Below are 12,243 nucleotides of genomic sequence, written 5' to 3' on the forward strand. Positions count from 1 at the left end.
TAGCGAGCAATATCGTTGCCGTCGGGTTGTCGAACGGATGCTGTTCCGTATCCGGAACGCTACCGCCTTTCTACCTCCTGAACGCTACCGCCTGGTCGACGTGTTGCGCGGGTGGACACGCGTTTCCGATGTTGCCCGATCAGCGTGCGCGCGGGTGCGCACCGGCCCAGACCTCCCGCAACGCACCCACGGTGACCAGCGTGTAGATCTGCGTGGTCGTCACAGAGGCATGCCCGAGTAACTCCTGCACCACTCGTACATCGGCGCCACCGTCGAGCAGGTGGGTCGCGAACGAATGCCGCAGTGTGTGCGGTGAAACCGCGGTGCTGACGCCCGCTCGCTCGGCCGCGGTCTGCAATACCTGCCACGCGCTCTGCCGCGATAGTCGTCCGCCGCGTGCGTTGAGGAACAGCGCGGCGGTGTGTCCGGCGGCAAGGACGGGCCTGCCCCGCACGAGATAGGCGTCGAGCGCCGCGAGCGCAGGACGCCCGACAGGCACGAGTCGTTCCTTGCCGCCCTTTCCGCGCAGGAGCACTGCGCGGGCGTCGGAGTCGACGTCGTCGACATCGAGTCCGACCGCCTCGGAGATGCGGGCGCCGGTCGAGTACAACAATTCCAGCAGCGCGCGGTCGCGCAGGCCGCGCGGACCGTCCGCTTCATTCCCGACCGCATCGAGAATCGCCGTCACCTGGGCGACGGTGAGCGACTTCGGAAGGCGTCGCCCCGCGGTGGGTGGTTTGACTGCACGTGCCACGTCGGTCGGGGTCCGGCCCTCGGCCGCGGTGAATCGGTGCAGGCCCCGGACCGCGATGAGGGCACGGGCCACCGAACTGGCGGCGAGCGCCGGACGATCCCGGTCCGGGTCGCCGCCACGCAACACCGCCACGAAGTCGGCGACGTGCGCTTCGCTGACCTGAGCGAGATCGCTGATACCGCAGTCCGTGAGGTAGTCGCGGTAGCGGTCGAGATCTCGCCGGTAGGACGACAAGGTGTTCGCGGCAGCGCCGCGTTCGACGGTGAGATGGTCGAGGTACGTGTCGAGCTGCCCCTCCAGCACCGAGGTCATTCCGCAGCGCGAGTGCGGGAGAAGGCGGAGGGCCGGTCGGGCCAGGGCGCGTCGGAGGGGCGCAGTCCGGTCCGGGAGGTACGTGTGGCGGACGATGCGAGGATGCCCGCCACCGCGGTCGCGTTGATGATCTCGCCCCGCAATGCCATCGACACCGCCTCCTCGAGTGGGACCTTGTGAATCTCGAGGTCGGCTTCCTCATGTTCGGGTTCGGGCCGACCCACCTCGGACAGGCCGCGAGCCACGAAGACACGGACTGCTTCGTCGGTGAAACCGGGCGAGAGTGCGACGTCGACGAGTGTGTCCCAGCGCTCCGCGGCGAGCCCGGTCTCCTCCGCGAGTTCACGTTTCGCGGCGTCGAGAGGCGACTCGCCGGCCTCGTCGAGGAGACCTGCGGGCAGCTCCCACAATCGTCGCCCGAGCGGATGCCGGTACTGGTCGACCAGGACCAGCCGGTCTCGATCGTCGATGGCGACGATTGCTACCGCACCGAAGTGCTCGACCACTTCACGGTGGGCGGAATGCCCGTCCGGCATCGTCACCTCGTCGACGCGCAGCGACACGATGGCACCTGTGTAGATGCGTTGCGTGGACAGGATCCGGAAGTCGTGTCGCTGCGTCACGTGTCAGTCCGCGTCGACGCTGCCGGACGCGGATGCCACGGCCTCGGCGGGCTCGTCGGCGTCGCGCTTGCGGTCGCCTCCGTGTACGTCGACGGGCAGGCGTTCGGCCGCCTTGTACCTCAGCGCCGCGGAGACCAGCCCTGCGAACAGCGGGTGCGGACGCGTCGGGCGGCTCTTGAGTTCCGGATGCGCCTGGGTGGCGACGAAGAACGGGTGGATGTCCGCCGGGTACTCGACGAACTCGACCAGCCGTCCATCCGGCGAGGTTCCGGAGAACACGAGCCCGGACTTCGCGATCCGGTCACGGTAGGCGTTGTTGACCTCGAAGCGGTGGCGGTGGCGCTCGGATACCTTGTCGCTGCCGTAGGCCTTCGCGACGACCGAGCCCTTGGCCAGAACGGCTGGGTACGCGCCGAGACGCATGGTGCCGCCCAGGTCGGCTTCACCGGCGACGGCCTGTTCCTGGTCGGCCATCGTGGAGATCACCGGCGCCGTGGTGTCCGGGTCGAACTCGGTGGACGACGCGTCGGCGATACCGACCGAGCGTGCCGCCTCGATGACGACGCACTGCAGCCCGAGACACAGTCCCAGGAGCGGGATCTTCCGGGACCGCGCGAAGCTGATCGCGCCGAGTTTGCCCTCGATACCGCGGATCCCGAAGCCCCCCGGAATCAGGACCGCGTCGACATCACCGAGGTGCGTCTGCGCGCCTGACTCGGTTTCGCATTCATCGGATGCGACCCAGCGGATCTTGACCTTCGCCCGGTGCGCGAATCCTCCCGCACGCAATGCTTCGGTGACAGACAGGTAGGCGTCAGGGAGGTCGATGTACTTGCCGACGAGAGCCACCTCGACGGTTTCCCGCGGCTTGTGGACGCGGTCGAGGAGATCGCCCCACACCGTCCAGTCGACGTCACGGAACGGGAGTCCGAGCTGGCGCACGACATAGGCGTCGAGGCCTTCGCTGTGCAGCACCTTGGGTATGTCGTAGATGCTCGGTGCGTCGGGACACGAGATGCATCCTGCGACGTCGACGTCGCACATCAGGGAGATTTTCGCCTTGAGGGACGCGGGTACGTCGCGATCGCATCGCAGCACGAGAGCGTCGGGCTGGATGCCGATGTTGCGCAACGCGGCCACGGAGTGCTGGGTGGGCTTGGTCTTCAGCTCACCGGAAGGACCGAGGTACGGCACCAACGACACGTGCAGGAAGAAACAGTTGTCACGACCCACTTCGTGACGTACCTGCCTGGCTGCCTCGAGGAACGGCTGGGATTCGATGTCGCCGACCGTGCCGCCGATCTCTGTGATCACGACGTCGGGTGTGTGGCCTTCGGTGTCGGGAGCCGACATCGCCAGGATTCGCCGTTTGATCTCGTCGGTGATGTGCGGAATCACCTGGACGGTGTCGCCGAGGTACTCGCCGCGACGTTCCTTCGCGATGACGGTCGAATACACCTGGCCCGTGGTGACGTTCGCGTCGGCGTTGAGGTTACGGTCGAGGAAGCGCTCGTAGTGACCCACGTCGAGGTCGGTTTCGGCGCCGTCCTCGGTGACGAACACCTCACCGTGCTGGAACGGATTCATCGTCCCGGGATCGACGTTGAGATACGGATCGAGTTTCTGCATGGTCACGCGCATTCCGCGCGCTGTGAGCAATGCACCGAGACTCGACGCGGTGAGTCCCTTGCCCAGCGAGGATGCGACGCCCCCACTGACGAAGATGTGCTTGGTAGGGGTACGCGATTGGCGTGACTGTGGCAACGAAGCTCCCGTGACGTCAGGTGCAGGACTTTTGGACTTCAGACGATACAGCTGGGGCCTGCCGACCCACGGAACTTCACGGTAACACCTGCAGCCGCCGCGGCGTACCCGGATCGCGGTTGTGAGGCTCCGGTGCTGCGGACGTCACAGCACCGGACAGTTGGGTGTTCGGTCACCGCGCGGTGGATCCCACGGTGACCGCAGCTGCGCCGGGCCCCGTTCCGTAGCGGCCTGCTCCGCCGTCGAACTGTTCACGCAGGGCCAGTATCACAGTGCTCCGTCCCGCTTCGCGGTCGAGATTGTCGACGGTCGACAGCCCCGCTGACAGCGCCGCGTCGGCGCGAACCACAGCGAGCGGTCCGTTGCCTACGGCCGATTCTGATCGTCCGGCAAGCACGGCCCCCGCACCACGGGTGTCGACGGCTGCTGCAAAACGGGCTATGAGTGCCCCGCGGTTGCCCCCGTCGACCTCTTCGACACCGGTACCGGTCAGAATCAGGGCGGATTGGGCCGGCTCGACTGTTCCGTCGTACGTGATGAACCCGCCGCTGCGCAGCGCGGACAACGCGAGTTCGCGTTCCTCCGGGGTGCTGCGCGGCGCACCGGTCCCCGGGTCGACGAGCAGTGCCGCACCGAGCAGATCACCCGCGAGACTGCCCGGGTCGACAGCCCCGGTCTGCAGTTGCACGCCGGCGGGGATGATGTTGGTGACCGTGGTACGGAGCATGTCGGCACCCGCGGCGTCGAGGAACGACTCCGTCAGCGACAGTCGACCGGTGACTGCGCCACCTGCGGAGGCCACCGCCGTCATCACCGCATCGAGATCGGCGGGATCGGTGTCGGGGGTCGTCGCCACGAGGACCGTACGGCCGGAGAGTTCATCGCGGACCACGCGGGGAGCGACGGTGGCGTCGTAGGCGTCGGCGGCACGCAGCTCGGAGTCGAGCCGGTTGGCTCGATCGTGCTCGGCCTGAAGCTCACGACCCATATCCGCTTTGTCATCGCGCAGACCTGCCACGAGACTGTTCGACAACAGCCCGGAACCGAGCACCACTCCGAGGCCGAGTGCCAAGAACACCGCGATCAGGGAGACGGCGTGCTGGCGCATCGAAATCACTCGAACTGACCCCGAACCCACTCGACGGAGTCTGCCGACCAGGTCGTGACCCAGTCGACGACATCGCCACCCAGATTGGACACGACCAATGCGGCGATGACCGCGATCAGCGCAGCGAAGACCAGAAGCGCGATCACCCCACCGGAAACCCGACTGCGATACAACGTGGCAACGGCCTTCGAATCGACCAGTTTCGGACCGACCTTCAGGCGCGTCATCACCGCGGAGGGGTTGGTGTCGCGACGACCCTGATCGAAGAATTCGTCGAGGGAGACCGTGCTGCCCACCGTGACGACGAGTGCCGCACCGTGATGATCGACGAGGAGCAGAGCGAGGTCGGTGGAGGTGCCTGCCGCGGGGAACGTCATCGCACCGATCCCGAGGTCCTGGATACGTTCGAGTCCGGGGGCGTGTCCGTCCGGGTCCGCGGGCAGGACCACCTCGGCACCGGACTGGAGGGTCGCGGTGCCGATGCCGTCCGGGTCACCGATGATCAGGTCGGGCCGGTAGCCGGCCTTGGTCAGGGCATCCGCACCGGAGTCGACACCCACCAGGATCGGTGCGTACTCCTTGATGAAGGGTCGCAGGTTCTTCAAATCCTGCACGTGGTCGGGACCGGGACTGACCACCACGACGTGCCGATCTCTCAGATCGAGATCGATCTCGGGAATACCCACCCCGTCGATGAGCAGTGGGCTCTCCGACCGGATGAATTCGATGGTGTTGCCCGAGAACGCCTCGAGATGGTCGACCAGGCCGGTTTTTGCTTCGATCATGCGATCGGAGATCTCGGCTTCGGTCTGTTCCTCACCTTCGACGAGCAGGCGCTCGCCGGCATAGAGTCCGCCCTCGTGCAGCCGGATCTTCGCGCCGTCCTTGACCTTCTTGAACAGATCCGACCCGACGCTGTCGATCAGAACGATGTCATTGGCGACAAGGACTTCCGGGCCGAGGTTCGGATAGCGACCGGAAATCGAAGCCGAGGCGTTGACGACCGCGGCGACCCCCGCTTCGACGAGTGCGTCGGCGGTGACCCGATCGAGGTCCACTGCGTCGAGGATGACGATGTCGCCGGGGCCGACCCGGCGGACCAGTTTCGCGGTGTTCTTGTCGACCCGGGCGATACCGCTCACTCCGGGCAGCGTTTCGTTGTTGCGGGACAGCAGCGCCGGCATCTTCATGGTGAGAATGATGCTCCTGAGGTGCGATGCGATTGTGGAGGCGCGCCGGACGACGCGGCTTTCACCCCCGCTTCACACCTCGTCGGTCGCGACGGCGCTCAGCTCTCCCGCTCGGCGTGCGCCATGGCGAGCAACTCCTCGGCATGTGCGCGTCCGGTCTCGGTGTCGTCGAGGCCGGCGAGCATCCGCGCCAGCTCGGTGACCCGCTCCGCCTCGGTCAAGGTGCGCACCCCGCTGCTCACCACACCCGCCCTGTCGTCGACCTTGTCGACCACAAGATGAGTGTCGGCGAACGCGGCAACCTGCGGCAGGTGGGTGACGACGATGACCTGATGTGTGCGCGAGAGCCTGGCCAGACGACGGCCGATCTCGACTGCGGCACGGCCTCCCACCCCGGCATCCACCTCGTCGAACACCATGGTGGCTCCGCGCTCCGAAGCGGCGAGAACCACCTCGAGCGCGAGCATCACCCGTGACATCTCACCGCCTGACGCACTACGCGAGATCGGCAGAGCCGTCGCGCCGGCATGCGCGGCGAGCCGGAACTCGACGTCGTCGACGCCCGACTCACCCGCGTGCAACGTACGATCGCCCACGGGAAGAGGCGCGGAATCGCCCGCACCGGCGTCACGATCACGGACATGTACATCGAGCACGGCGCGCCCCATCGCGAGACCGGCAAGTTCTCTGCTCACCGCTTTGGCGAGCTTGGTGGCCGCTCTACGTCGCGCGGTCGTCAACGCAGCTGCCGCTTCTGCGGTCGCCGCCGCTTCGCTGTCCACTTCGCCGGCCAGTTTCTCGAGCGCCTCGGACGACACATCCAGCCTCGACAGGCGATCACGCGCATCGTCCGCCCAGTCGAGCACCCCGTCGATGTCGGCGGCGTACTTGCGGGTGAGGGTCTTCAGTTCCGCTTGCCTGGTCAGCAGCGATTCGAGTGTGCCTTGATCGGACGGCAGATCACCCAGATAGCCGGAGAGGTCCGCCGTCACATCGGTGACCACCGTGATGGCCTCCGCCAGCCGCGGTCCGAGCTCGCGCAGCGCCGCATCGTCGCTCCCCTCCACACGGGACCGGGCCTCACCGAGCAGATCCAGTGCCGACGCGGCCTCTCCTGCGTCGGCACTGTCGTATCCGGCGAGGACGCCGTGTGCGGCGGCCGCCGCCTCGCGTAGCGAGTCGAGATCCGACAGGCGCAGGACGTCGGCGACGATCTGCTTGTCTTCGCCTCGCTCGGGAGCGACCGCGTCGATCTCATCCAGACCGAACTGCAGTCGGTCCGCTTCCTGAGCCAACTCGCGCGCCCGGTTCGTACGGTCGAGCAGTTCACTTCGAGCATCGAGCCACCGTCGCCGGTGTGTGCGGTAACGCTCCCGGAGCGATGTGACCGTCTTGCCACCGAATCTGTCGAGGGCAGCACGCTGTTGGTCGGGCCGCAACAATCGAAGTTGATCGTTCTGCCCGTGCACCGTCAGGAGCGGGCCGGTGAATTCGGCGAGCAATCCGACAGGAATGCTGCGGCCCCCGAGGTGTGCACGGGACCCTCCGTCGCTGTTGACCGTGCGCACTGCGATGATGCTGCCGTCTTCGTCGCGTTGTGCACCTGCGGATTCGAGCAGCCGCACCACTTCCTTCTCGACGTGACTGTTGCCCCCGTCGACGCTGAATCGACCTTCGACCACAGCACGCGACGCTCCCACCCGCACGCGCGCGGAATCCGCGCGCACGCCGGACAGCAGATGCAAGCTGGTCACGACCATGGTCTTGCCGGCACCGGTCTCACCGGTCAGCACGGTCAAGCCTCCGTCGAACCGGGCACTTGCCTCGGTGATCACACCGAGGTTGTCGATCCGGATCTCTGCGAGCACCTAGAGCTTCCTTCCCCGCCAGCCCTTCACCGGAAGTTCGAACTTGCGCACCATCCGATCGGCGAACGGCGCCGAATCCAGCCTTACCCATCGCACGGGATGTTGCCCTCGGACAACCTCGAGGCGGCCTCCGGCCGGGAGCTCGAGAGTGCGACGTCCATCGCAGAACACCAGCCCGGCATGGCTGCCAGCGAGGGTCTCGACCGCAATGATCGATTTCGGGCTGGTTACGAGCGGGCGCGCGAACAATGCGTGGGCGTTGCTCGGGATCACGAGTAGCGCTTCGAGTTCCGGCCACACGATCGGGCCACCCGCGGAGAAGGCATACGCCGTCGACCCGGTCGGGGTAGCGATCAGTACCCCGTCGCCGCCGAACGACGACACCGGGCGTCCATCGACTTCGAGAACCACTTCGAGGACGCCGAGCCGCGATTGATTCTCGAGACTGGCCTCGTTGAGCGCCCAGCCGCGATCGACGATCACATCGTCGACGCGGATCGTCACGTCGAGTGTCATCCGGTTCTCGACCGAGTACTGCTGTCGCACCACCTGATGCAAGGCCTCTTCGAGGTGGTCGGCTTCGGCCTCGGCCAGGAAGCCGATCCGGCCCAGATTGATGCCGAGCACAGGTACTGAGGCGTGTTGCGCGAGTTCGGCTGCCCGCAGGAAGCTACCGTCGCCCCCGAGAACGATGACCATCTCACACCCGGCAGCTGCGTCGGGACCCGATTCGACGATCCGGATCCTGCTGCCGGGAACCTCCGCCGCTCCGAGGCCGGTGCTGATCGATTCGTCCTCGAGGACTCGCAGGACGATGCCTGCGTCGCCGAAGAGTTTCGCGACCCGTTGGGCGGTCACGGCAATTTCGTCCCTGCCCGAGTGCGACACGAGCAGAACCTCGCGGCCCTGCGTCCCGGGCGTCGACTCGCCCGATCCTGTTGTCACTGAGGTCCTTCCTGCACCGCTTGCTCGACGAGTTCGATCACGCTGGTGTCGAGGTCTCCTGTGTCCGGCTCTCCGGCCCGTAGCCACAGGAAGTATTCGACATTCCCCGATGGGCCGGGCAGCGGACTGGCCACCGCGCCCAGTGTGCGGAGCCCGAGCATCTGGGCGTCCCGTGCCACGTCGAGCACCGCCTCGGTCCGCAACGCCGGGTCGCGCACGACTCCGCCACTGCCGACGCGCTCCTTCCCCACTTCGAACTGCGGTTTGATCATAGGGAGCAAGTCGGCACCGGGATTGACGCACCGTACGAACGCCGGGAGCACCAAGCGCAACGAAATGAACGACAGATCCGCCACGACAACGTCGACCTGCCCCCCGATCACCTCGGCATCGATGTTACGCACATTTGTTCGATCGATCACGTGGACGCGCTCGTCGGATTGCAGTCGCCACACCAGCTGGCCGTAGCCGACGTCGACCGCGACGACCTCGGAGGCGCCCTCGTGGAGCAGGACATCGGTGAATCCACCGGTGGACGCGCCCGCATCGAGGCATCTGCGGTCGGAGATCCGCAATCCGGACGGAGTAAAGGTTTCGAGGGCGCCGAGCAGCTTGTGGGCGCCTCGGGAGGCCCACGACACCTCGTCCGACACCTCATTGACGATCAGCGGTGTGTTCGCCTCCACAGCGGTTGCCGGTTTGGTCGCCACGGTTCCGGCGATCAGAACCCGCCCTGCCGCGATCAGTTCACTTGCATGCTCGCGCGAGCGTGCCAGTCCTCGACGTACCAGTTCCGCATCGACTCGTGCTCTCCGCGCCATGTCAGATCTTGTCCACGGTCGACAATGCCTGGACGAGCACCTCATGCGCCTGCTCGAGCAATTGCGCCTGCTTCCCGATTGCAACGGCCGGATCTCCGGCGACGCCTTCCTTCTGCACCTGCGCAAGTATGCGGTCCACCTCGACGTGCACAGCATCGGGATCGACGCTGGGTGCAGCGTCGGGAAGGTGTTCTCCTGGACGTGGAATCGACATGCTCATCGCCGACCACGCTAGTCCATGATCGGTACGACGGACACATCGCACGACCTCTGTCAGGACACCGGGGTCCATCGGGCGACGACGCGGCGGGCAACATCATCCAGACCCACGATGCTGCGGAAACCCGGGTGCGCCCACGCGAGGTCGAGGACGCCTCGCAGCGCCTCCATGGATTCGTCCTCGGAACCGGGTGCGGGTTCTCCGACGGTGGTGGACGCGAGGTGCAGGTCGTCGCCGTCGACTGCGACCGACCACTCGTTTCCCGGCTCCACTCGTAGCTTCGATGCGGCGGTGTCCAGGCTCTCCAGGGAGGCCGCGACGTAGGTGGGTCGTTGATGGGCAGGCGCACGCAACAGATCCTCGATCGTGCTCACGCCGGTCAGGACCAACAGCGAGTCTGCGCCTACAGCATTCGCTCCCTCGATGTCCGTGTCGAGCCGATCACCGATGACGAGGGGGCGATCGGCCGAGGACCGACGGATCGCATCCTGGAGAAGTGGTGCCGCGGGTTTCCCTGCCACGATCGGTGTGCGACCGGTGGCAGACTCCAGCGCCGCGACCATCGAGCCGTTGCCGAGGACGAGCCCCCGCTCGGTCGGGAGCGTGGAGTCGACGTTGGTGGCCACCCACAACGCTCCCGCCCGAATAGCGAGGGTCGCCTCCGCGAGGATTCGCCAACCGGTATCGGGAGAATGACCCTGCACGACCGCGACCGGCTGCGCGTCCGCCGTCCGGACCGGCTCCAGCGACACCGCGGCGATCTCCTCCGCGAGCGCATCCGTACCCACCACCAGAATTTTCGATCCGGAGGGGACACGTTCGGCCAGGAGCCGAGCCGCCGACTGTGAACTCGTCACCACGGAATCGGTCGCGGCCACGAACCCGAGTCCCTGCAAGTGCTCCGCGACCTCGACCGGACGGCGACTGGCATTATTCGTCACATACAGAATTCTGTCGCCGGCACTGAGGGCTTCGAGGGCCCCGGGAACCGCTTCAGCTCCGCGGTAGACGGTGCCGTCGAGATCGAGCAGCAACACGTCGTACCGGGAACGCAGGGTGTGCGAACTCACCTGTGGTCTCCGGTCAGTTCCTCCACCCGATCCTCTGCGTCGGTGACGCCCTCGAGATCGGCGGCCGCCGAGTGCAGGAACCATTGCAGGCCTTCGTCGGTACGACCGGCAGCCACCAGCGCATCGGCATAGGCGTAGAACAACCGTGCCGCTGGGGTACCTACCCGCTCCGGGTCGAGGTCCGGTGTCTGCAGGGTCACCACCGCCTGATCGATCTGACCGAGGTCCATCCGCGCACCTGCGACGACGATGCGCAACTCCGACGCTTCCTCACCGGTCAGCTTGCGCGCATCCTCGCTGCGGCCGAGTTCGACAGCCTTCTCGGGACGGCCGAGACCGCGCTCGCAGTCGGCCATGACTGCCAGCAGTCCGGTTCCGCCTGACATCCGACGTGCAGCGCGCAGCTCCGACAGTGCTTCTGCCCACTCCCCGGCGTGGTAGGCCGTGATACCCGCTGCTTCACGCACGACCGCGATACGACCGGCACGCTGTCTAGCGGCACGTGCGTGAGACAGTGCGGTCCGTGGATCGTCGTCGATCAGACGCCCTGCCATGACAAGGTGGCGCGCGACGGCGTTCGCATTCGCCTTGTCCAAGCTCAATAGGTCGCGGCGGATGGTCGGATCGAGCTCCGAGGCCTCGATGTCGTCCGGCAGATCCGGTTCGTCCGGGCGGGCCTCACGACGTTGGGGCCGAACCCCTTCGCGACCCTGAGGGTCGAAGCCGCCTTCGCCTCCTCGCCGACGCGGCGCTCCCCCGCTGTGACGATCCGGACCACTTCCACGCCGATCGCTTCCGCCACTGCGGCGGTCGGCTCCGCCACCGTGTCGTTCCGTGCCATGACCTCCACGGTTGCCATCCCGAGGCCGTCGGTCCTCGGAAGCACGACGGTCATCGGAAGACCGGTTGGAGCGTTCGGGATACCCGGGGCGGTTACCGCGCCGGTCCTCGTTTCCACTCCGGTCTGCACTGCCCCGCCGATCGTCACCGCCGCGCCGCTCATCACTGCGACCGAAGCCGGAGCCTTGTCGCCCCCGGTCGTCGCGTCCACGCTCGTTACGTCTGCGGTCTCCCTCGCTGCGTTCGCCGCCTGACGACCCCTGGCGCGGTCGATCCCCGTAGGGACGCCCACCGCGGGAATCGCCGCTCCGGCGATCGTCCACACGATGATCCTCGCGACCGCGAGCAGGCCGTCCGCCACCGCCGTAGGACGGTCGGCGGTCGTCTTTCCGCTCGTCATCGCGGGCGTTGTCTCGCCGGCGGTCATCGCCTCCTCGGCCCGACCACGGAGTAGATCCTCCGCTTCGGAAGGACCTACGTTCACCGTTGCTGTCGGACACAGCAAAATCCTTTCATGGAAAAACGAAAAACACGAAGGGGGACCCACAAAGTGAGTCCCCCTTCGGAACGGGTGCACGGCGGCGACCTACTCTCCCACACCCTGACGAGTGCAGTACCATCGGCGCAGACAGGCTTAGCTTCCGGGTTCGGAATGGGACCGGGCGTTTCCCCATCGCTATAACCACCGTAACTCTATGAAACACTGCAACACCCCACACCCACACAAT

The 12,243-nt window shown here is 66.5% G+C and carries 11 protein-coding genes and 1 rRNA gene; all 12 read right to left on the bottom strand.

Features of this window, described 5'->3' with window-relative positions:
* Window positions 1-139: 139 nt before the first annotated feature.
* Entirely contained in the window at window positions 140-1,066 is a 927-nt protein-coding gene (gene xerD / locus ACTDXD_RS24925; protein WP_440124840.1) for a site-specific tyrosine recombinase XerD, read from the bottom strand.
* Window positions 1,063-1,689 (bottom strand): NUDIX domain-containing protein, encoded by a 627-nt coding sequence (locus ACTDXD_RS24930; RefSeq protein ID WP_440124841.1) that lies wholly within the window; start codon window positions 1,687-1,689, stop codon window positions 1,063-1,065. Before ACTDXD_RS24930 ends, xerD begins: the two co-directional genes overlap by 4 nt.
* A gap of 3 nt (window positions 1,690-1,692) precedes the next feature.
* Complete coding sequence (locus ACTDXD_RS24935) at window positions 1,693-3,453, bottom strand: CTP synthase (RefSeq protein WP_440124842.1); 1,761 nt, start codon at window positions 3,451-3,453, stop codon at window positions 1,693-1,695.
* 172 nt (window positions 3,454-3,625) lie between these two features.
* Entirely contained in the window at window positions 3,626-4,570 is a 945-nt protein-coding gene (locus tag ACTDXD_RS24940) for a copper transporter (RefSeq protein WP_440124843.1), read from the bottom strand.
* Window positions 4,567-5,751: a putative cytokinetic ring protein SteA gene (gene steA / locus ACTDXD_RS24945; RefSeq protein ID WP_440124844.1), complete on the bottom strand. Its 1,185-nt coding sequence runs from the start codon at window positions 5,749-5,751 to the stop codon at window positions 4,567-4,569. The genes ACTDXD_RS24940 and steA overlap by 4 nt, the downstream gene beginning before the upstream one ends.
* A 98-nt stretch (window positions 5,752-5,849) precedes the next feature.
* The gene (recN, locus tag ACTDXD_RS24950; protein ID WP_440124845.1) at window positions 5,850-7,619 is read right to left on the bottom strand and encodes a DNA repair protein RecN; all 1,770 of its coding nucleotides are present in this window, start codon (window positions 7,617-7,619) and stop codon (window positions 5,850-5,852) included.
* Entirely contained in the window at window positions 7,620-8,564 is a 945-nt protein-coding gene (locus tag ACTDXD_RS24955; RefSeq protein ID WP_440124846.1) for an NAD kinase, read from the bottom strand. It abuts the gene before it with no gap.
* Complete coding sequence (locus ACTDXD_RS24960) at window positions 8,561-9,385, bottom strand: TlyA family RNA methyltransferase (RefSeq protein ID WP_440124847.1); 825 nt, start codon at window positions 9,383-9,385, stop codon at window positions 8,561-8,563. The genes ACTDXD_RS24955 and ACTDXD_RS24960 overlap by 4 nt, the downstream gene beginning before the upstream one ends.
* Window position 9,386: 1 nt before the next feature.
* Window positions 9,387-9,605 carry a hypothetical protein gene (locus tag ACTDXD_RS24965; protein ID WP_440124848.1) on the bottom strand — a complete coding sequence of 73 codons (219 nt, stop codon included), beginning with the start codon at window positions 9,603-9,605 and terminating at the stop codon, window positions 9,387-9,389.
* Between the two features lie 53 nt (window positions 9,606-9,658).
* Complete coding sequence (locus ACTDXD_RS24970) at window positions 9,659-10,675, bottom strand: HAD-IIA family hydrolase (protein ID WP_440124849.1); 1,017 nt, start codon at window positions 10,673-10,675, stop codon at window positions 9,659-9,661.
* Entirely contained in the window at window positions 10,672-11,838 is a 1,167-nt protein-coding gene (locus ACTDXD_RS24975; RefSeq protein WP_440124850.1) for a hypothetical protein, read from the bottom strand. Before ACTDXD_RS24975 ends, ACTDXD_RS24970 begins: the two co-directional genes overlap by 4 nt.
* Window positions 11,839-12,088: 250 nt before the next feature.
* Window positions 12,089-12,205 (bottom strand): 5S ribosomal RNA (rrf, locus tag ACTDXD_RS24980).
* Window positions 12,206-12,243 lie beyond the last annotated feature (38 nt).

The sequence above is a fragment of the Rhodococcus sp. SJ-3 genome (assembly GCF_051918125.1).
In the GTDB taxonomy this organism is placed as follows: Bacteria; Actinomycetota; Actinomycetes; order Mycobacteriales; family Mycobacteriaceae; genus Rhodococcus.

Bases quoted from the DNA above. Each gene is read 5' to 3' on its own strand.
- ACTDXD_RS24960 (WP_440124847.1), bottom strand. From the start codon at position 9,385: ATGGCGCGGAGAGCACGAGTCGATGCGGAACTGGTACGTCGAGGACTG.
- xerD (WP_440124840.1), bottom strand. From the start codon at position 1,066: ATGACCTCGGTGCTGGAGGGGCAGCTCGACACGTACCTCGACCATCTC.
- ACTDXD_RS24965 (WP_440124848.1), bottom strand. From the start codon at position 9,605: ATGAGCATGTCGATTCCACGTCCAGGAGAACACCTTCCCGACGCTGCA.
- steA (WP_440124844.1), bottom strand. From the start codon at position 5,751: ATGAAGATGCCGGCGCTGCTGTCCCGCAACAACGAAACGCTGCCCGGA.